This is a genomic window from Mucilaginibacter robiniae, from assembly GCF_012849215.1.
Lineage (GTDB): Bacteria > Bacteroidota > Bacteroidia > Sphingobacteriales > Sphingobacteriaceae > Mucilaginibacter > Mucilaginibacter robiniae.
Map to the genome: position 1 here is coordinate 847,560 of NZ_CP051682.1, position 22,306 is coordinate 869,865.

At 41.8% G+C, this 22,306-nt stretch carries 16 protein-coding genes; 5 read left to right on the forward strand and 11 right to left on the reverse strand.

All coding sequences use genetic code 11. From position 1 onward, the window contains the following. Window positions 1-134: 134 nt before the first annotated feature. On the reverse strand, window positions 135-1,979 hold the full coding sequence (locus tag HH214_RS03830) for a glycoside hydrolase family 13 protein (RefSeq protein WP_169606084.1): 1,845 nt from the start codon (window positions 1,977-1,979) through the stop codon (window positions 135-137). Between the two features lie 578 nt (window positions 1,980-2,557). Here HH214_RS03830 and HH214_RS03835 point away from each other — a divergent pair. Genes HH214_RS03835 through HH214_RS03845 form a run of 3 tightly spaced genes read left to right on the forward strand, consistent with a single transcriptional unit; the run spans window position 2,558 to window position 5,007 of the window. Next, the gene (locus HH214_RS03835; RefSeq protein WP_248282197.1) at window positions 2,558-3,667 is read left to right on the forward strand and encodes an acyl-CoA dehydrogenase family protein; all 1,110 of its coding nucleotides are present in this window, start codon (window positions 2,558-2,560) and stop codon (window positions 3,665-3,667) included. Next, a complete protein-coding gene (locus tag HH214_RS03840) occupies window positions 3,651-4,412 on the forward strand; it encodes a PIG-L deacetylase family protein (protein ID WP_169606085.1) in 762 nt (253 codons plus the stop codon). The genes HH214_RS03835 and HH214_RS03840 overlap by 17 nt, the downstream gene beginning before the upstream one ends. A gap of 1 nt (window position 4,413) precedes the next feature. Further along, entirely contained in the window at window positions 4,414-5,007 is a 594-nt protein-coding gene (locus HH214_RS03845; protein ID WP_169606086.1) for an SAM-dependent methyltransferase, read from the forward strand. A gap of 18 nt (window positions 5,008-5,025) precedes the next feature. Here the strand turns inward: HH214_RS03845 and HH214_RS03850 are convergent, their stop codons facing one another. Both HH214_RS03850 and HH214_RS03855 read right to left on the reverse strand, forming a co-directional pair. Next, complete coding sequence (locus HH214_RS03850) at window positions 5,026-6,198, reverse strand: glycosyltransferase (RefSeq protein WP_169606087.1); 1,173 nt, start codon at window positions 6,196-6,198, stop codon at window positions 5,026-5,028. A gap of 186 nt (window positions 6,199-6,384) precedes the next feature. Continuing rightward, window positions 6,385-7,671, reverse strand: coding sequence for a glycosyl hydrolase family 8 (locus tag HH214_RS03855; protein ID WP_169606088.1), 1,287 nt, complete (start codon window positions 7,669-7,671; stop codon window positions 6,385-6,387). A gap of 265 nt (window positions 7,672-7,936) precedes the next feature. Here HH214_RS03855 and HH214_RS03860 point away from each other — a divergent pair, with 265 nt between their 5' ends. Continuing rightward, window positions 7,937-8,329, forward strand: coding sequence for a hypothetical protein (locus HH214_RS03860; protein WP_169606089.1), 393 nt, complete (start codon window positions 7,937-7,939; stop codon window positions 8,327-8,329). Between the two features lie 39 nt (window positions 8,330-8,368). On the opposite strand, the gene HH214_RS03865 is transcribed toward HH214_RS03860, so the two are convergent. From HH214_RS03865 to HH214_RS03890, 6 genes are all read right to left on the reverse strand, one after another. Beyond that, window positions 8,369-10,240, reverse strand: a complete 1,872-nt coding sequence (locus HH214_RS03865) for a M1 family metallopeptidase (RefSeq protein WP_169606090.1) — start codon at window positions 10,238-10,240, stop codon at window positions 8,369-8,371. A gap of 176 nt (window positions 10,241-10,416) precedes the next feature. Then, a complete protein-coding gene (locus HH214_RS03870) occupies window positions 10,417-10,998 on the reverse strand; it encodes a DUF4199 domain-containing protein (protein ID WP_169606091.1) in 582 nt (193 codons plus the stop codon). A 2-nt stretch (window positions 10,999-11,000) separates the two neighbouring features. After that, the gene (locus HH214_RS03875; protein WP_169606092.1) at window positions 11,001-11,675 is read right to left on the reverse strand and encodes a hypothetical protein; all 675 of its coding nucleotides are present in this window, start codon (window positions 11,673-11,675) and stop codon (window positions 11,001-11,003) included. 14 nt (window positions 11,676-11,689) lie between these two features. Then, window positions 11,690-12,946 carry a dihydroorotase gene (locus HH214_RS03880; RefSeq protein WP_169606093.1) on the reverse strand — a complete coding sequence of 419 codons (1,257 nt, stop codon included), beginning with the start codon at window positions 12,944-12,946 and terminating at the stop codon, window positions 11,690-11,692. A gap of 36 nt (window positions 12,947-12,982) precedes the next feature. Continuing rightward, on the reverse strand, window positions 12,983-15,025 hold the full coding sequence (locus HH214_RS03885) for a BatA domain-containing protein (RefSeq protein ID WP_169606094.1): 2,043 nt from the start codon (window positions 15,023-15,025) through the stop codon (window positions 12,983-12,985). A 53-nt stretch (window positions 15,026-15,078) separates the two neighbouring features. Further along, on the reverse strand, window positions 15,079-17,016 hold the full coding sequence (locus tag HH214_RS03890; RefSeq protein WP_169606095.1) for a sensor histidine kinase: 1,938 nt from the start codon (window positions 17,014-17,016) through the stop codon (window positions 15,079-15,081). A 305-nt stretch (window positions 17,017-17,321) separates the two neighbouring features. On the opposite strand from HH214_RS03890, the gene HH214_RS03895 reads away from it, so the two are divergent. Then, entirely contained in the window at window positions 17,322-18,317 is a 996-nt protein-coding gene (locus HH214_RS03895) for an aldo/keto reductase (RefSeq protein WP_169606096.1), read from the forward strand. Window positions 18,318-18,351: 34 nt separating this feature from the next. Here the strand turns inward: HH214_RS03895 and pruA are convergent, their stop codons facing one another. Together pruA and HH214_RS03905 are read right to left on the reverse strand one after the other, a co-directional pair. Then, window positions 18,352-19,989, reverse strand: a complete 1,638-nt coding sequence (pruA, locus tag HH214_RS03900; RefSeq protein ID WP_169606097.1) for an L-glutamate gamma-semialdehyde dehydrogenase — start codon at window positions 19,987-19,989, stop codon at window positions 18,352-18,354. 245 nt (window positions 19,990-20,234) lie between these two features. Continuing rightward, complete coding sequence (locus HH214_RS03905) at window positions 20,235-22,298, reverse strand: putative porin (RefSeq protein WP_248282198.1); 2,064 nt, start codon at window positions 22,296-22,298, stop codon at window positions 20,235-20,237. Window positions 22,299-22,306: the final 8 nt, after the last annotated feature.

The following is a 22,306-nucleotide window of genomic DNA, read 5'->3' on the forward strand; positions in this document are numbered from 1 at the left end:
TTTTCTGTAAAAGCTTGATTATTAATAAATAATTGGTTTAAAAACTTGTAATAGGTTTAAGAAGGTCTTTTATGGTTAACCATAATGAATGGCAACCTTTTAGGTTGGGAGTAAATGTTTATGCATAAAGGTTATTATTGAGTTAATTCTAAAATATATTCGCCTTTGGCTGGTACGGTAATGCTTTGAATAACAGACATGGTTTTGCCGGTAATTACGTCACGGCCTTGCCTATTGCTTTTTACTACATCTATAAAACGGTTCATGGCAACTGTTTTATCCTGATTAGTACCATTCAGCATTACCAAAACAGTTTTGTTATCTTTTATACGGGCATACACATACACTCCGGTATTATCCAGTATGTAGTGTATCAGCTTACCTTGCGTAACCGCTGTATTCGTTTTGCGCCATACCAGTAGCTTTTGTAAATAGTTCCAAGCTTCATTCTGTTTGGCTGTACGGCCAGCAGCGGTAAAGGCATCGGTTGCATCTCCTCCCCATCCGCCTGGAAAATCTTGACGTACATAGCCATCACTTTTTGCTTTTTTGCCATCCATCAAAATTTCAGTTCCATAATAAATTTGTGGAATGCCTCTTGTAGTCAGCAAAAAGGCTAAAGCTTGTTTATAACGGCGCAAGTCGGGGTCGTCACTTCTGGCAAACCGATCTAAATCATGGTTATCTAAAAAAGTAAGTACATGATCTATGTCAGCAAACATAAAGTCTTGTGCAATTTCTTCATACAAAGGGTACAATTGGCTACCCTCTCCTTCATATTGGCTATCCTTGTAGTTGAAAGCACTATTAGCAATGAAGGTTAATGGGAAATCCATCACCGTTTTTAATGCCGCATTACCTTTATTTAAAACATCATGATTTTGCCACCAGGCTGATGCAGAAGCCCGACCGTACCATGATTCGCCTACAATGTTAAATTGTGGATATTCAGCCTGCACTTCACGAGCCCAACGTACCATAAAATCATAGTCCGGGTAAGGATAAGTATCCTGACGGATGCCATCGATACCAGCATAAGCAATCCACCATATACTATTTTGAATTAAATAAGTAGCCAAATGGCGGTTACGCTGATTTAAGTCGGGCATTTCACGCACAAACCAGCCGTTTACCAGAATATCATGGTCAATAGGTGCTGCATGTGGGTCCATCAGCGTATACTTGGCATGGTTGGTTTGCACATAAGTACCGCTGTTATTGTTAATCCAATCTTTAGCAGGCAAATCATTCATCCACCAATGTGAACTTCCACAATGATTGAAGATCATATCCATTACCACTTTTAAACCTTTGCCATGCATTTTTTGCACTAGCGAGGCAAACTGTTCGTTCGTGCCAAAACGTGGATCAATATTATAAAAGTCAGTAATGGCATAACCGTGGTACGAGCCACCTGGCATACGGTTTTCTTGTACCGGGTTCAGCCAAATGGTTGTAAAGCCTAAGTTTTTGATATAATCCAGATGTTGTTCAATGCCTTGCAAATCGCCGCCATGACGGGCGTTAGGGTCTTGGCGGTTCACGTTCACGCCTTCTAAAGCATCATTATTAGGATTACCATTGGCAAAACGATCGGGAGTAATCAAGTACAATACATCTGATGTACTAAAACCAGCTGCTCCCTGATTAGTACGTGCTTTAAGCGGATAGTTATAAGTTACATGCTGACCAGCATCAGTAAACTGCAAGCGTACAGTTCCTGGTTTAGCTGTAGCAGCAATATTCAGGTAAATAAAAAGGTAATTATTGTTATCGGTATGAGCAACTTCTTTAACGGTAATGCCCAGGTAGTTTAGGTTAAACTTAGCATGGCCAATGTTTTTGCCATATACCATTAATTGTAGCTCTTTATTTTTCATGCCAGTCCACCAACAGGCAGGTTCAAGCCGGCTAATTTCCAGCGCTTGGGTCTGCAAACAGGCAATTGTTAAGCTAATTAATAGTAAAAGTTTTCTCATAAGTTTACTCTGGTATATTAATAAGTCTGTGTTAAAAGCCAACTAAAAACAGTCCAATAATCAACACTGATCGCCTCGTCATAAAGCCATTTCTGTTGGGTAAAAGAAAGATTAGTTCGTAACAGGTTTATTAAATTGGTGCTATAGCTACACGCAAATACAGCATAACAATTACAAAGTAACGTTACATAAATGTTACATTCGGCTACTTTATTAAAAATTTAAAGAAATTGAGCTAATTTAAAACTCAACTATCTGATTATAAGATACTTCAGAAGAATAACACACTCAAAAATTTAATCGATTTTATAGTGAAATAGGCCTAATAGGAAGCATAACACTGTCAAATAAATTTTCAATTTATGGTACCTTCCTATCTTTCATCATGTAAAAAAAATCGAGCAAGTTAGCCCTTTCCAGCAGGAATATTTGGTACTAGTAAAATAGTTTGTTTTACAACCTATATCTTATATACATTCAATGGATAGGATACAAAATAGTTGAGCTATCAAACAAAACTAAAAGGTTGCTCTTTGTATGAATGATCAAAATTATTTTCCGTTACTAACACTATCAACTTGAACTTACTCAATACCATTTACCAGAATATTGTTAGCCATGCGCCGCTCATTGATCAGGATGGGTGTTTCCCGGAACAGGAATTTACATGGTTGGCTGATGCTAGTTTGCTGCAAATTACTTTACCGGGGCAATTGCTGGATTTTACACGTGGCAACACCCCAACACTTTTACAGTTGCTTAAAAACGTAGGGCGGGCTAGTTTACCAGTAGGCCGTATTTATGAGGGTCATATTAATGCTTTATATCTAATTCATCTGTATGCCACTTCCGAGCAGCAAAAACGCTGGTATACGGATGTTAGCCAACATCATCAACTTTTTGGCGTTTGGAATACGCAAGCACAAGATGGTATTCGTATTCATGATTTAGGTTCCGGGCGTTACCGATTGGAAGGTTGTAAAACCTTTTGCTCAGGCGGCAGCCATGTAACCCGACCACTTATTACTGGTGAGTTGGTATCGCCTGACAAGAAAGGTTGGCAAATGTGCATTATTCCTACCGAAAAGGTAAAAATTATAGTAGAAGATCGTAGCTTTTGGAAACCTTTAGGCATGAAAGCTTCAGCCAGCTTTAAAATGGACTTTACGGGTATTGAGATTAGTGAAGAGGATTTATTAGGACCACCAAATGCCTATTACCAGCAGCCTTATTTTAGTGGTGGTGCTATACGCTTTGCGGCCGTACAGTTGGGTGGCGCCGAAGCTGTAATGGAAGAAATGCACCATTTTATCACGATGATGAACCGCACGCAGGATCCATTTCAGCAAGCACGTATGGCAGAAATTACATATTTAACAGAAAGCGGCAATTTGTGGATTAACCAGGCCGGCGCAAAAACAGATGAATGGTTGCAAAGTGATGACCGAACAGACCAAATATTGGCTTATGCCAACATGACCCGCACCATGATAGAAGAAATATGCCTGCGCACCCTACAATTAGCTGAACGCTCGGTAGGCTCGCGCGGATTGATGCGACCTGATAGATTAGAAAGAGTACATCGCGACTTAACTACCTATTTACGACAACCAGCACCTGACGCTACTTTGACGGCTATAGGAGCATACGTATTTAATCAACCTGCAACACATGACATCTGGAATTAAGCCACAACAAAACTGGCATCAGCATGCTGGCACGTTATCGATAAATTCCTTGAGAGAATTGGGCAAGGTACTGGTTATTGCACCACATCAGGATGATGAATCATTAGGTTGTGGAGGTACTATAGCCTTATTGCGGCAAGCAGGTTTACCAGTGCATGTTGCATTTGTGAGCGATGGCAGCCTATCGCACCCTAACTCTAAAAAATACCCAACTGAGAAACGTATAGCCTTGCGTGAGCAGGAAGCTTTGGCTGCTCTACAGATTTTAGGGATAAATAACAATCAGGTAACTTTTATGCATTTGCCTGATGGCAGTGTACCTTTTAACGGCGATCCGCAATTTACTGGAGCTGTTAACCAAATGCAACAACTCTTACTGGATATTAAACCGCAAACTATCCTCCTGCCCTGGCGGCGTGACCCTCATACTGACCACCGGGCCACCTGGCAAATTGTTGATGAAGCCATAAATGAAACTGGCATTTCAGCAAGGCAACTTGAATATTTGATTTGGCTCTGGGAACGCGCTGCTGATAACGATTTACCACAACCTGGAGAAATGCAAATATGGCAAGTAAATATTGAACAAGTTATCGAATTGAAAAAACAAGCTATAGCTGCTCATCTATCGCAAACCACCCGCCTGATTGATGATGACCCGGAAGGTTTCATGCTGTCGCCCGAGGTGTTGGCACATTTTGATAAACCTTACGAAATTTTTGTTGAATCTAATAAACTTGCCTAACATGCCAGTACCTGAACATTCCTTACCTGAAAATTACTTTAATGATGTTTACCAAGCTCATGATGATCCCTGGAATTTTGAAGCTAGTGAATATGAACGAGGCAAATACCAAACTACAGTAGCCGCACTACCTAAACCTTTGTATCAGCAAGTTTTTGAAATTGGTTGCTCTATCGGCGTACTGAGTCAAATGCTAGCGCCAAAGTGCCAGCATCTTTTATCAGTTGATATTGCAGATGCACCATTATTGAAAGCCAAACACCGCCTACAAAATTTCCCACAGGTAACAGTACAAAAGATGACTGTACCGCATGAGTTTCCCGAACAGCAGTTTGACTTAATTTTAATGTCGGAAGTTGGCTACTACCTGGCTTTACCTGATTTAAAGAAACTACAGCAACAAATTACTGATCATTTACAAGTTGGTGGACATTTGCTGCTGGTGCATTGGACACCGTTTGTGCATGATTATCCGTTGACCGGCGACCAAGTGCATGAACAATTTTTGCAACTATGCGGCCCAGATAAGCCTTTTAAACATGTACATGGCCAACATGCAGAAACCTACCGTTTAGATTTACTGGAGCGGCAATAGCATCTAATACATTCTACCTTATTTCTCTTTTACGAAAGAACGCAATTGCTGAATAGCATGACCAATAAACTCAGGTTGATAATGGTTATACAAAGTGGTTCGTTGCAATAAAGGTTCTACTACTTCCCATAACAGACCGAAAGATGGCAGATTTTCAATTTGATGTTGCAGCCAAATTACATCAGCTTGCAACTCTTGAGATAGTTGCGTAACAGCTTTACGGCTAACGGCTCCGATTTGTAAATAATGTTCTCTGCAATCGCGTAACTTTTTGCGAATATGATAACTATGCAATGTCCCTATGGTCGATTCTACCAATTGTGGTATTTGTGCATCAGATTCATCCGTCCATTTTTTCAATTGCTCTGAAAAGCCAATACTTACCCGGCCTGAGGTACGATCGGAAGTGTAAACTTTAACCTTGTAACTCTTACGGATACGGGCATCCTGCCGAACCAACGCTTTATGAAAAGCATCATCTTCTAAATAAGGCACTTGCGGTAAACGACCTGCCTTGTGGTACATAGCACAGGTTACTGCCAGGCTGGCTCCAAAATATTGGAAATGCCGCGGCCAAGGGTCGTGCGGTTGCGGATCAATCAATGCCTCTGCCTTAGCCAGCAAACAACGATAAGTTACATTGCGTAAATGATGCAACCGGGCACTATTGGCAGTACTATGGGCCAGTATGCGACCACCAACAGCATCATTACCTGCTGCAATCTCATTAATTACATGGTATATCCATTGGCTATCCACTATAGTATCGCCATCGGTTGAGGCAATAATACCATTTATATTACCTGATTGTAGTAAGCGGCGGTAAGCTTCATCCATCAGCATACGGCGCACCGTACCAATATTAGCTGATGCGGGTGGAAGAAAAACCTCATCAACATGCAACTGGAAATCAGGATATTGTTGCTGATAAGCGCGTGCTATGGTGTATGAATGATCTGTACAATTATTAGCCAGCACCAATACTTCATAATATTGCGCATTAAGCAGTACACCAGCCTCATCAGTTTGGCAGCGTAATGCATCTAAAGTTTGTTGCAGGTGCAAAGCTTCATCTTTTACAGGCACTACAACGCACACTTTAAGTTCGGTTAAAGGCTTGGCGGCAGTTTGAAATACAGGATCGGCTACAACAAGTCCAAAGACTGGTGTAGCAGCAGCTAATACAGACATGAAAAAACTTTAAAAGGATCGGAAAATGTTCATTAGAAATACATTGACAAACCCTTAATTGTTTAAACTGAACTTATATCTTTTAGGTGTACGCTGCCCAACACATTATCATACTTAACCTCTTTAAACAAGAAAAGCCACCTTAAAAGCAGCTTTTACATGAATCAACCTATCAGGTTTCCCAATTTACCGAGGTGAATAAATACGGTAATTACCGCTGCAATGCATGAGGCTCATGATATATAATAGGCCATCGTAGTAGCGCTCAACCCAAGTGTGCGGAACAGGTGCCTGCCATAAGGCTTCGGTAAACTTGCGTGATAAAGGTTGAGTAGCTGCCAAACTGGCTACTGCATTGGTGGCAAGCAAACCACTGGCATGCCGGGCATCCAGTAGTTGTTTGCCATCCAACGTGTACTGGCAACCGTAAGTATTCATGCCTTGCGAAGCGAAGAAAGCTTGTATCCGGTTGCTTAGTACTTGTTCGTTTGTGTCTTTATGCCACCAGTTCCAGTCAACCGACCAATTGCTGGCGGTACGCCAGGCATCAAACCCGAAATGTGAAAACTGCCCGTTTCGCCGCTTGGTAGGCTGGCCCTCAAAATCAGCCTGATCGGGTGCTAAACCTGTTTGCGGGTTAGTGGATTTCTGAAAGTAACTACGGCTGCTATCAGCCGCGGCAGCCCAAAAGCTACGGTCGGCTACCGGCCCCCACCGAGCCCATAGTTCATAGAAAGCAGGTAAATGATAGGATGGGTCTGAAAAGTCCCAGCGGTTGGTGCTGGGTACAAAACGGATCATCTTTTTTTCTTCACTTACCATTACGGATACCGTACGTTCGCCAAACTTAGTAGGTCCTGTTTTAAGCGGATGATGGCGCATAGTAGTAAGTATCTTATCGGCCCAGGCATGGTAATTATAAACACCTTGTCCGTTGCCCCAACGCCCGGAAGCAAAATACAATGCCATTACATAATATTCTTCTCCATCAGGTGCAGGTGTTTCTTCGTTAGGAGTACCATCTGTTTTCATTGACCACGAAAAATATCCTTCGGATGGATGCTGTGGCGAGCTTACGTACATATGCGTTACCGACCAGTTCCATAAAGCATCAAACTCCGCTTTTTTATTTAGCTGTACAGCAATCATCATAGCGTACGACATCCCTTCGGTACGTACATCATAATGTGCTATATCACTTACATAGGCCATCGGACCATTTTCATTGCTTCCGGCTTTAAAGTAGATCACCTGCGAAGTATCACCATAAAACAGCTGTTGGAAGGCTGCTTCTATTTTTGCTTTACTCTGTTTTGGCGAATGCCCCATTTCCTGAAATAAATCACGATAATGGTGAGTAGCATAAGCACCTGCCCCATTGTTAAGCTTTTGCGCAACGGCTGAATAACAACTTAAACACACCAGGAGGCATAAGCTTAGGATTGACAAAGGTTTTTGATTTCTCTTGAACATAACCAGGTAGTTTATATGGTGAAGTAAGTTAACATTTCAATCGATTGCACATCTACACAATATGAATTATTTTATCAATTGCCTCTGTGTCCTTTTTTGAAAGTGTGTGAAAGTTCATGAACACCCATGAACAGGACTAAATAAACTTTTGCAATTCAACTCGCAGTAGTAATGACCTCCATAGGAAGAAATCTTGTATTTCGAATTAGTTTATTACAATTTGCTATAAAGGTTGTTAGGTTAACATATCAAAACTTTGTAACTCATGAAAGGACGTATTATTACTATTGTTACGCTAGTTCTGCTGCTGATTATAGCTGGTGTGGTATATTATCGTTATTATTTTGTATTTGGCGATGGCATCAAGGCGGGTACCATGAATTACTTTGTGCATAAAGGATATATGTTTAAAACCTACGAAGGTAGATTGATACAATCTGGTATTCGTACTACACCTACGCAAGGTAGCATCCAATCTAACGAGTTTAAATTTTCGGTAACCGATGCTAAAGTGGCGGAAGAGTTGAACCGTAATGCAGGCGCTTTTCTAGAACTACACTATAAAGAGTACTTCCATACCCTACCTTGGCGTGGCGTATCAGTTTTTGTAGTAGATAGTATTCTTTCTGTCAGACCAGCTACTATTACTCAGCCTTAACTTGACCGTTAGCTGCTTAATACGAAGCACAGCTCATATCTATTTCACTATATACACATTGTTGGCTTTATTCACGTCTGCATCATAAGTAGTGCCTAAAACCAATTTCGTTACTGGCTTTTGAGCGGTAAAGTTTAGTACACAAGTTTTCTGTTCATCTTTCCAGCAAACAATGCTGCGGTGCACTAATTGATTAGTGCCATCTGTATAATAGATGGTCAGGTTTACCGGCACAGGCTTGGTGCCTACATTCGTGATGGTTACCGTGTATTTGCTTTGCTGATGGGTGACCTGAGTAATGGCTTGGTCGGGTACACCATTGTCGAAAAACCAGGCTTTCCAAAACCAATTCAGATTGATGCCAGCGCCGGTGTTCATGCAATTGAAAAAATCAAAGGGCATTGGGTGCTTACCATGCCATTGGCCAATGTAGTAATGTAAAGCTTTAGTAAATAATTCATCGCCTAACATATCTTTCACATACCAGTAGCCCATACCCGGTTTAGGATAACAATCGGTAAATTTGGAAGCGCCTATCAATGCTGGCGTCAGCGTCATGATCGGTAGATCTTCTTCTGTGCCTGCACTCTGGTTGTAGCCATCCATACCATAATCATCAACTATCTTAGGGTCTATAATCGGGCTTATTGTCCATTCGCCAATGGTAGCCCAACCCTCATCCATCCAGGCGTATTTGGTTTCATTAATGCCCATGTAAAATGGGAACATGGTATGGAATATTTCATGATCGGTTAACTCGATTTCATCAGTAACGGTAGGTGTTGGATTATCATTCACCATCATGGGATATTCCATCTGGTCTAATCCGTCAAAAACAGTTTCATGCGGATAAGGATATGGCCACTTCGGAAACTGATAGCTCATTGCTTCTACCGTTTTACGGGCATGTTCAGCTACAGTTAGGTAATCCTGATGATTCGGATTAAAAACAGCATCTACCCGCGTGCGCCGGTGTGTGGCCGGATCAACCACCAAGCTGCTGGCTTTCCAAACATAATGGTTGCTGATGGCAAAAGCCAAATCGGTAACACTATCGGCTTCAAACTTCCAGGTATGTGAAGTGCCTGGCGTAGTAATCTTACCATCTTTTAAATCGCTGGTGGTAATAATATCAGTAATAGCATCGTTCTTTTCGGCTGCCACAATACGATCTGTAATATGCCGGGTATATACTTCACCAGCATTTTTCAAATTGCCAGTGGCCCAAACTTGATAATTGCCTGGCACTGTAATTTCGGCATTAAAGTGGCAAAAATCATTATAAAACTCTTCCGAACCCCGGTAAGGGTAACGGTTCCAGCCATCTATATCATCATACACGGCTATGCGCGGAAAAAAGTAAGCTACAAAAAATGCACCGCTATCTACCTGTCCGGTACGGGTGTGCGATCCTTTGTTTAGCACATACGAATATCGGATAGTAAAATGAGTTTGCTTTGAAGGCGCAATAGCCGGTACTGTTAACACCATATTGGTACCATCAATACGCCATTTACGAGCTTCCTGCGGTTGCTGGTTGATGCTTAATTGCTGGATTTGTACGCCATCGGTCACATCTTCGGGCTGAATAACTGAATTACGGATGCTACCTTTTTTATATAAGTTAGGATACAGCTTAAAATAAACCTGTTTTAATGTATCAGGACTGTTATTCAAGTAGTCCACATCTATTGTACCATTCAGTACCCGGGTTTCCGGATTAAAATTTACCTTAATTAAGTAGTCAGCCCGGTTTTGCCAATAATTCTTTCCCGGTGCGCCATTCAGGCTTCGTGTGCCTTGAATGTAAGTTTTTTGCAGATTTACGGGTGCAGGCAAGGTGATTTGGGCAAAGCTATGCAGCGTTAGCAACAGCAGAAACGGTAAAAACAGTTTATGTAACACGGTCATGAAAGTAAATTCAGGAGATATTGGTGATAAAGATAGACATTAGGCTTTACACCCTTATAACAACCAGAGCTATTCTGTAATATAGCATAATTTAACACCAACTTTGAAATCTTTATAAAGCAAAACGCCATTGTAGTTCTACCACAATGGCGTTTTATATTCGTTATAAAATATAATTATAATTCTGCATCATCAGGAACCTGGCGGAGCAAAGGCGGCTCACGCTTAAATAAAGCGCCTAAAATAGCTGCTATAGCAAAAATCAGGATAACGGAAATGAGCAGATTTTGGATAACACGACCGATGCTTAACGTATCTCCTTCATTCATACTTTTCTGCGTAGCTTCTAAGGTACTCTGAATATCAGCTTCAGAGCGGTGTGTAGATTGAAGCGCCTTGCGTTGTATAGCCAAAGTCTCTGTATTAGCTTTTTGTACCGTTGCCTGATCAATATAGTTGGAAAAAACCCATCTGCCCACGCTGGATATTAGATAGGTAACAAACAGCATTACAAACAAACCGCTGGTAGCTTGCTTTAAAGTCCAGTAGCCACCTATTTTTTTGCGCAAACTGGCTGTGAATAATAAAGCTAAACCGATTTGCACCACAAAGCTGCCGATAAAAGATACCACGAAAAATACTCCAGGCACCTGCGCTATGTAAGCGGTATAATAAATAAGTAAAATATTAACCGCCAGCAAAATGCCGCCAAACAGCAATCCCCGCAGGGCACCTTCTTTTCTAAGCAGGATATCCAATATTATCGCGGGTTAAATGTTTCCAGTATAGCAATTACAGACATGTCAAAATCAGGCGCTGCTGAAGTGGTTGCTATTTCTTGCTTATCACTTAAAGATGGATACATGTTCTGGAAAAATGTTAACATCGGATAAAACAGTGAACCCAGTTCTTCATCTTCGGGCAAGGTATCAGCTACACGCCTTACTTCAGATGGCGAGCTTTCTACCAATATCTGGTTAGCAATAATTGGCTCATAAATCTGATACTCATCCTGGAACTCGCTCTCATCAATTAATAAAAATTCTTGTAAGTAATCTTCTAATGAGGGTTCGATATCTTCATCAGCACACTCGTTCAGGTACAACAGCAGGTTCAGTAATTCGGTACCCCGGTCAAGCGTTTCTTCTTCAATGCTCTCCCATTCTGGAGAGTCCAGATAATCTGCTTCCAAGCGGTTTAAATCAGCACTGAAAAAGTTTACCATCAGCAAATCAAAAAATACTTCGCGCAAATCATCGGCATGTGGATGTGCATCAAATACATCATCCATATCATCCACCTTATCCATAAAATCTTTGTCGGTGGAAAATACTTTAACCATTTCGTCGGTTAATACACCCACGTTAATGGGAGTATAAGCGGAATAAGACTGGAATGCAGCCCGAATGGCGGTATCTATTTTAGAATCAATCATGAGTAGAAGTTCTTTTAAAATTTAAATACTTGTTGATTATTACAGGTTAACAGCACTTTACCTTTTAAGTTCTGCCCTATAAAAGGAGAATTAGCCGATTTGGAAAAATTAGTTTGCGCATTAAACGTCCATTCGGCAGTGGTATCCAGCAATACCAGGTTAGCTACCTGCCCTGCTGCCAGTGCCGGTATTTCTTTTTTAAGTAAAAGGCGTGGGTTTATGGCTAGCTTTTCAACCAGCAACTCTACAGGTAAGCCGGTTTGCAAAGCTAATGGCCATACGGTTTGTAAACCAATTATACCAAAAGCAGCCACTTCAAACTCTACATCTTTAAATTCGATTTCGTGTGGCGTATGTTGTGATACAATGGTATCAATGGTACCATCCTGCAAGCCCTGCAGCAAAGCATCAACATCAGCTTGGGTGCGTAGTGGCGGTTTTACTTTATATTGGCTATCAAAGCCCATCAAGGCTTCATCCGTTAAAATCAGATGATGGACTGCTACATCGCACGTTACCGGCAAACCCTTACGTTTAGCCTCACGGATAAGCTCGACTGAGCGGGAGGTTGATATGGTACTGAAATGGATAGGCGAGTTGGTATATTCGGCTAAATACAAATCACGGGCAATCATTAGCTCCTCGGCTAATGAAGGTATACCTTTCATGCCCAGCAATGTACTTACTACGCCTTCATGCATTTTAGCGCTACCCGCAATTGCAACATCTTCAGGATAGGAGAAAATTAAAGCACCAAAACCTTGAGCATACAATAAAGCACGTTCCATCATGCCCGCATTACTTACCGGATGATCGGCATCAGTAAAGGCAACGGCACCGCTCAGGTACATGTCGTACATTTCGGCCAGGTCTTTGCCCTCACGCTTGTAAGATACAGCCCCTAGCGGGAATACATCTACCAGGTTTCCTTTCGCTTTATTCAGTACGTACTCTACAGCGGTTTTACTATGTATAGCAGGCTCGGTAGTCGGCATTAAGGCTACAGCCGTAAAGCCACCGGCTGCTGCGGCCTTTAACCCAGTGGTTAAATCTTCTTTGGTTTCCAGTCCGGGGTCACCAATATTACAGTTCAGGTCAAAAAAGCCGGGAGCTAAGTATTTTCCATTAGCGTTAATAACCTCGGCATCGGCTACTTCTAAACGGGTGCCTATATTTTCAATTCGTCCATCTTTAATCCAAACATCGGCTGTTTGCTGATGAAAGGGCGAACCAGGATACAAAATGGTAGCGGATTGAATGAGCAAGTTCATGTAAAGGTGGCTTTAAACTTGATAAAATGTAAAATCTTAAACCTGTGGCTGCTGTTTGCTTGGGCGAAAAAACCGCACCAGCAGTATTTCGGCTGCCACAAATATCAGGGCCAAAATTATACAAAGTTTCCATAATTGCAGGCCAAAATTTGTTTCGTTGATTACACCTGCTACTGAAGCTTTACCTGCTTCAATGACACGGTTGCCAGCAGGCAATAATTTATCCAACTCAGCTTTATCCAGATAAGTTAAATCCGACTCTTGGCGGTTACTGTTGAAGGCGACAATAGCTGCGGTGCTATCCTGCTTTTGCAGCCGGTAGTTACCCGGTTGCTGCACCTGATCAGCTACGTAAAGCAGCAAACTTCCTTCCTGCCGACGGGCATCCGGTATCAAAGTCTGGTTACCTTTACTCAGCTTTAAAATTTGCTTTTCAGTAAGCGGTATAGGTGCTGTTTCAATAGTTTCATGCTCGCCAATGGTGTAAAACAAAGGCATATCATGCCCGCTTAATAAAGCCATTCTGAATAAAACCGGCAACAGCAAAGCATGGTGTGGCAGGTTGCTATAAGCTTCATCAAGCGGCACGGCAGCTATATACACTTTCCCGACACCACTCCGGTACCCGGCCCAGAATGGCTGGCGGCCTGGCAACTCCATCAGACTTTCGCCGGCTGTTGTGGCATGCAAAGGGTAATACTTTGTTACCATAGGCAAATCAGGATTGCGGGGCACTTCCTCAAACAAGGTTTTGAATAATGGATTCTGCAAGTTTAAAGCCGCCACGCGTGTACCTTCAGTAATCAGCTTTTCCGGGTAAGCAGCATTAACAGATTGCAAAAACGATTGGTAACTAGCTAAGTCAGCATCTGTAGCCGGAAATACAGCCAATGTACCACCTTTATTTACATACGTTTTTAGTTGCTGAGCCAATCCAGCCGATATAGCTTTTATGTCGCTCAGCATAATAATGGTGTAAGTACCCAAACCTGCATAATTTACGTTACCATCAGATGTACGCGTAAGTGCAAAAAACTCATCAGCTGTAAAAGCCGTTTGCAGGTATTTATTAGGTAAGCCGCCATCAACCAACAGTACCGGCATTTGCTGCTTTACGTTAAAAGTAAAATAAAACTGATTATCAAAAATAACGGGGTTATCCTGCAACTGAATTTCGCCTTGCTGCCAGCCCGCCGGTAAGCCCGAAAAGGTAAGCGTATCCTGGCTCACGGAACGTGCTTTTACCGAAAAGCTGCCTAATGCTTTTTGTGTACCATTAATTAATAACTTGAGGGGAATTCCCTTTGCATCCTGCCCGGCGTAGTTGTGCAGCTTTACAACCAGCTTTTCAGTTTGGTCGGGCCGGTGAACAGCGCTGAGCAACCACACGGAATCTACTGCTACGTTGGGCAAGGTATTGGCTTTTAGCTGCACCAGGCTTAATTGTAAACTTTTATCGGCTTGATATTGCTGCTGGTTAAACGGGGCTTTCTGAAAATCGGAAATAATGTAGGCCGCATGCAGCGCACCCGGCCGGGTTTGTAATAAGCTCTGCTGACGATTGATTATTTGTGCAAGCGTTCGGCTTTGTGCACTAATTTTGATCGCATCTATCGCATCATTAAACTCTTCGCGTCTTAGTAAACGCTGATGCCTCCCTTCAAAATCTTGCGTAAGCAACTGAAAACGGTCGTTCAGGTTATAAGCAGATACAATTTCTTTAGCTCTGCGCTTAGCTTCATCCAACAAACTCCCTTCCCTACTAAAGGTTTGCATAGAGTATGAATTGTCCACAAAAATGCTAACAGCCTGTTGTTGTCCGGCTGCACGGGTGTTATGATTGGGTATGTAAGGACGGGCAAATGCCAGCACCAAAAAAGCAAGTGCCAGCAGGCGGCTCAGCAAAATCAAACGTTCGCGCAGGTTACGGCGAGATGATTGCTGTTCCTTAATTTCTTTTAAAAACTGTACGTTGCTAAAATATACCTTCTGATAACGCCTGAAATTGAACAGATGCACCAACACTGGAATAGCCAGTGTACCTAAGGCAAACAGAAAAGCCGGATATGAAAAATGCATTTATCAGTAGCCGGTAAGCAGGCCGGTTGCTAACAAATATAACGCTTACAGTTTTAACTTTCCAAGCTTTGCATGTCCATAATCACCTGCTTGGCCGGAAAACTGATGGTGAAGGCGCTACCTTTACCCGGCAAACTGTCAATCAACAGTTCGCCATTATATTTTTTAATCAAATCCCGAATCAACATTAAACCAAAACCGGTACCAGCCTCATTTAAGGTACCTTTAGAGGTATGGTAAATTTTGCTGTTAATTTTCGCTAGCATCTCTGCACTGATGCCTATACCATTATCTTTAATGGTTAAGCTGGTTTTGGTATCATTAACCTGTGCATATAAATCAATACAGCCGCCTACTGGCGTAAATTTAATAGCATTGGTTAACAAATTACGACATACAATTTTAATGACTTCATTTTCAATATGCCAAGTTAACTCAGAACCGATATGATTACGAACCTGTATCTTTTTTTCACAAACTGATATTCTTTGTTCCTCTATCACACTTAAAGCCAGATGGCTTACATTAACCGGTACAGTTTCGGCTGATATGCCGGTTAGCTGTCCCTTAATCCAGAACAGCATATTATCAAGCAGGTTTAAAGCCCGGGCATACTGGGCTTCCAGTTGCGCAAGCGTGGCTTCCATTTCTTCGGCCGATAATAATTCCATCTTAATTAGCTGCATCAAACTTTGCGTGTTAGACAATGGCTTACGCAAATCGTGCGATATAATGGAAAGCAGTTTGCTTTTCAACTCGTTATCATCTTCCAGCTTCTGATTCTGCTGAATAACCTCAGTATTCAGCTGGTCAAGCAAAGCCATCTGCTGGTTAATCTGTACGTTCTTGATATTCAGCTCACGGCTGTATGTTTTTGCTTTTTTATAGCTGTAATTTAAATTCAGAATAATAACAATTACCACTAAGAGCACACAGGTATAAGCCGCAATAAATAAAGTCCGCTTTTGCAACTGGCTTTGTATAGCCGTCACTTTCCGCTGCATACGGAGCTGCTGTAACTCCTCATTATGCAATACATCTAAAAAGTTTATGGTCTCCTTTTTTTCGCGGGTGGCTATTAAGTTGTCTATGCGTACCAGTTCATCCTGCCACTTAATTACAGCCGCACTATTGTTGAAAAACTTGTTAGCACCAACTAGCAGCTTTAAAGCATCCTGACTCAGAGCTGCCGCATTTACACTATTAGCATTGGTATAAGCTTGTTGCGCGTAGTATAATGATTTATCCCACTGCTTTGTACTGGCGTATGTTTTACTTAATTCAATATAGGCTAATGTTTTGCCGTAGGTATCTTTAGTCAGCGTATCAATGTGCAGCGTTTTGTTCAGATAATAAACCACAGAATCAGGTTTAGCTAAATCTTCGTACAATAGGGCGCGATTATAGTAACTTTTCTTTTCACCATATAAATATTTAACCTGCATACTTAAACGCAAAGCTTCATTATAGCACCTAACGGCAGCTTGATAATTCTTCAAATCAGCCTGCAACAATCCAATCCGCAATTGAATATCGGCTATATCCGCAGCTTTATTTAAGCTTACAAATGTTTTTAAACTGGCATTTAGCAATCGCCAGGCAATAATATAATTATGGTTATGCCGCTGTATCGTACTAATATGCTGATTAGCTTTAGCTATACTATATTCATCATTGGTTTGGCGGCTTAACTGAATAGATCGGTAATATAACTCCAGGGCCTTTTTGGTATAACCATGCTGCCGGAATACTTCTGCCTCCTCTTGATAAGCCATAGCCAGCCCACGTTTGTAATTAAGCTTGGCCGCCAAGTTTTCAGCATCAGTAAGCAAAACAAAGGCACTGGCTACATCTTCCCGAATAAGCTCATTGGCTTTGCGGTTTAGAGAATCAACTGTGACTGTAGTAGACTCAGTTTGCGCATAAGCAAACCGACTTAGCAGTAATATTACTACTAAAAAATACTTTTTGCTTACGGTATTTAGGGGCATGATTAACCGAGTGTAAGTTTAATAATTGGTAAATAAGCAGATACGTAACTTAATAGAAAGTTTTATAATTGTCATAATAACACTTTATTATAGAAAGTCTTTATACCCTATTATCAATTCCTTTTACGTTGGCTACTACTAAAACGTTGTTCTTATTACAAAAAAACATATCGCTTTAAGTTGTAATTATTCAAACCGTAATACAGTTCTATTTAACTAGCTGCGGCTAGAGCAATAGTATATTCCAGGTGCAACAATATAATCATTAACCTGTTAGATGCATTAAATAAACATTAAACTGATTTATGGAATATAGAAAATTAGGCGAAACTGATTTATCGGTTTCAGCTATTACCTTCGGAGCTTGGGCAGCGGGTGGTTGGATGTGGGGTGGAAATGATGACCAAGCCGCCATCGAGGCCATGAAAGCAGCTTACGATTTAGGCATTACTACTATTGATACTGCCCCTATATACGGCCAAGGCAAAAGTGAGGAACTGGTAGGCCAGGCCATCAAAGGCATACCGCGCGATAAGGTACAGATACTCACCAAATATGGTATGCGTTGGGATACGACTCAAGGCACCTTTGGCTTCAAGAGTAAGGATAACGACGGGCATGACCTGGACGTTTATAAGTTTGCCGGTAAAGACAGCATAATTAAAGAATGTGAAGACAGCTTAAAACGCCTGGGCACTGATTATATCGATTTGTACCAAATACACTGGCCTGATGCAAGTACGCCTATTGCCGAAACGATGGAAGCTATTATACGGTTACAGGAACAAGGTAAAGTGCGCGAGGCTGGCGTGAGCAACTATAATGTTCAGCAAATGCAGGAAGCCGAGCAAACCATCAAACTGGCCTCCAACCAAGTACCCTTTAGCATGGTGAAGCGCGATATTGAGCAGGATGTGATACCTTATTGTATAGAGAACCATAAATCTATTTTGGCATACAGCCCTATGGAACGTGGCTTACTAACCGGAAAAATGAAGCCCGGTCAGCAATTTGGGGAAGGCGACCACCGCGCTGGGTTGAAGTTTTTCAAAGACGAGAACATCCGTCGTACGAATGCTTTCTTAGAAAAAATCAAGCCATTGGCTGATGAGAAAAATGCAACATTAGGCCAATTGGTTATTCGTTGGACGATTGAGCACCCTGGCATTACTGTTGCTTTGGTTGGTGCCCGTAACGCCGAACAAGCTACGCAAAACGCCAAAGCCATTGAGGTAAAACTGAGTACTGATGAAATTGACTTCATCAATAAACAGCTTAACGAACTACAACTAGTAGATTAAATTAAAAAGGCCCGAATGACTCGGGCCTTTTTAATTATTGTATTTCTTTATTTAAGAAAGGATAGCGATAATCCTTTGGTGGATCAAAAGTTTCTTTGATAGTACGAGGCGATACCCAGCGCAGCAGGTTCAGCAACGAACCGGCCTTATCGTTAGTACCTGAACCACGAGCACCACCAAAAGGCTGCTGCCCTACTACGGCGCCAGTTGGCTTATCATTAATATAGAAGTTACCAGCTGCATTACGTAAACGTTGTGTTGCCAAAGCAATAGCATACCGGTCTTGCGACAGTATAGAACCTGTTAAAGCATAAGGCGATGTTTTATCAATGATATCCATAATGGCTTCAAACTGATCGTCTTCATACACGTAAACGGTTAATACCGGCCCAAATAATTCTTCGCACATGGTACGGTAATAAGGATCTTTCACCTCAATAACAGTAGGTTCAACAAAATACCCTACCGATTTATCGTAAATTCCGCCAGCTATAATTTCTACATCAGGATTGGCTTTCGCTTCGTCAATGTATTTAGCCAATTTATCAAACGAACGTTCGTCAATTACGGCATTCACAAAGTTGCCAAAATCTTCAACCGGGCCTACTTTAAACGAAGCAATATCACGCTGCATTTTTTCTTTCACCGCCGGCCACAATGATTTTGGGATGTAAGCACGAGAAGCCGCCGAACATTTTTGCCCCTGGTATTCAAATGCACCACGTACTAAAGCCGTGTTTACCACATCAGCATCAGCACTGGCGTGAACCAGCACAAAATCTTTACCGCCAGTTTCGCCTACAATGCGTGGATAGCTGCGGTATAAATGAATATTGTTACCAATAATTTTCCATAAGTTCTGGAACACATGAGTAGAACCGGTAAAGTGCAGGCCGGCAAAATCTGGGTGACTAAAAATTACATCGCCAGCTACCGGGCCATCTACTGTAATCATGTTAATTACACCTGGAGGCAAACCTGCTTCGTTCAATACTTGCATAACCACGTTGGCAGCATAAATTTGTGTTGGTGCGGGTTTCCATACCACCACATTACCCATCATGGCTGGTGCAGCGCACAGGTTACAGGCAATAGCCGTAAAGTTGAATGGGGTAATAGCAAATACAAAACCTTCAAGCGGACGCTGTTCTAACCGATTCCAAACGCCTTTGCCCGATTGCGGCTGCTGTGCATAAATTTCGGTCATGTATTTTACGTTGAAACGCAAAAAGTCAATCAATTCACAAGCCGCATCAATTTCGGCTTGAAAAGCATTCTTTGACTGCCCCAGCATAGTAGCGGCGTTAATTTTAGCCCGGTATGGGCCAGCTACCAAGTCGGCTGCTTTTAAAAATATAGCGGCACGCTGTTCCCAAGGCAGGTTTTCCCAATCTGCTTTGGCAGCCAAGGCGGCATCAATAGCTTGCTGCACGTGGCTGGCATCACCTTCATGGTAAGTAGCCAATAAGTGTTTATGATCATGCGGAGGACGTACTTCCAGCGTTTTGCCGGTGCGTACTTCCTGGCCGCCAATGTACATAGGTATATCCAGTTGCTGCGCACGGGCTTCATCCAGCGCTGCTTTCAAGGCGGCACGCTCTACACTACGAGGGCCATAGTTTAACACCGGTTCGTTTAACGGTTCCGGCACATTAAAAAATCCTTTCAACATCGGTTCTTTATTTTGATGCTGTAAAGATAGGTGTTAGCAGGCAGAAGTACCAATCAGCTCCAACATAGCAGCCAGTTTGTGAAAGGTAGCTGACAATAGCAGGCTTCAACTAACCATACAGGACTTATGAAGCAGAAAAGACCATTACCTCATCAAGCTTTAATTGGTATTCACTTTTTAAATTTATAATTGTTGTGAACGCTCGCTGTTAATTGCGCACATTCTGCAAAAGCCAGCTTTTACCCTTAGTTATAAAACGACCAGGATACGCCTATCTTTAGTAAGCGGCTTTGCATAGGATAACGATTTACGGTATAAAAGCCATCGCTGAATAAGCCTTGGTTAGCATAATCATACTGCACCAACAGGTTGGTACGGTACAGGGTAGCTTTTACATAAGGAGTAATTAGCGGATAGGACGAGAAGGTCACGTTAGGTCCGTTATAAAACTGCCCGATGCCAACCGCATATGATGGCGCTACGTAAGATGTATTGTAACGTACATTAACCCCCAATGTGGTATTCAGCACATTAAACAACAGCTTAGTTACATACAGATTGGCATAGTTATACACCTGCGGCGTACGTATGGTATTTTGGTAGTCAGATTTTTGATAAACCAGATAATCTTCAAAATGCAAATGTCGCCAGGTAATAGATTTACCTACGCTAATTTTAAGCAGGTTAAGTGGTGAACTTAACTGCGCCGGAGCTGCATCATTACCGCCAGACGATAAAGCTGCAAAATACTGATAACCATTAATCAGGAAGTATTCAGCCTTTAAATCCAGTTGCAGTTTATTGTTGATATAGTTAAATGACAGGTTGTTGATTTTCTGGTTATTAATACCTGTATTCAGATAAATGTAGTGGTTGGATATCCAGTTGCTGTATAACAGTGGCGCTTTATTGTTTTGCGCATAGGCACCCAAAATAATTTTACCGGCTTTATCACCACCAGCCAGGGTTAATTTGGCATCATACAGGTAATCACCAAAATTGTAACCTTCGGCTATTTGCTGCAAATCACCTTCCAGACTGATGCGGTCACTAAAACGATAGCTTAGCGCAGCATGCAGTTTTATGTTTTGAATAGTAGCATTCTGCACCTTGCGCAGCTGGTTGGTCAGGTTTGTATAAGCCTGCAACGAATCATTAATAAACTGGCTGTAATGATAAATATCACTGGTTACGCCCAAATCCAGTTTTAGCTCGTTTTTAACAAAGCTGGTAGGTTTGCCGCGCAGATAAAAGCTGTATGAGAAATCATTTTGCAGGTGCTTAAGCGATAACGAATCTCGCGAAAGCGTAGGACTGAAAAAGTAATCGGGGAAGACTTTGTAGGTATCCGACTCATTTTGCGAAAAGCTATAACTACGGGTATTGTAATAAAAAGTGTAAGCTACGCGCTGGGTAGGTAATATTTTAGCGGCGCCCTTCTGCTTAATAGTATCAATGCGACCCAGGTAATAAAACTGCTTTATATACAAACCGCTATTACGCTGGTAATCTCTGGAACTATTGAGCCTTACAGTTGCATTCAGCGGATCGCTGATGGTGGTAGTGGGCGTAAAAATATTATCATTCACAACCGACCCGTTTTCGGGCGTTTTCATGTTGTTGAAAGTAATATTCGCTAGTAAATTATACCGCTTGTTTTTAGATTCGTACCAGCCAAAAAGCGCCGCATTAATATCGCTCACGTTTTGCCTTGTATAAAAGCCTTTTGAACCAATAGTATTAAAATCAGCACCTATGTTTAAATTCGGTTTGATATTTTGCGTATGCGTACCCCTGAACACCTGTTCGGTTAAGCCTCCGGCTACGTAAGACAGGTTAGTATAAGCTACCTTAGATCGATAATAAGTTATATCCTGCGGGTTGAGCATGTACTGATCCAGAAAATGTTCGCCTACATCAAAGCCGATGCTTTTTTGCGGTTCAAACAATAAAGGCCGTGCAGCCAAGCCCAGATTACCCAACCCAATATAGGGGTGCTTGGGCTGATATAGCGGACTGTAATTTTCAAAATTATTAAGCCCGGTATCTAACGGAAAAACCTGAGTACTATCGTTTAGTAAATGTTCATTAGTTACTTTAATAAACTTGGATGTATAAATAACCGAGTCTTTCTTGTTTTCTAACCGCTTGCGGGTAGAATCTATTAACTGATCGTCAGATAGCTTTTTAGGAGGAGTGCGCAGCGTATCCGTCGACATGTAAGGCCGGTTAGGTATTTGTGCCATAGCTGTATGCGAAGCCAAAGCCAGTATCCAGGTGAATAATATATAACGCAGCTTACCAGCCATTCCTGTTG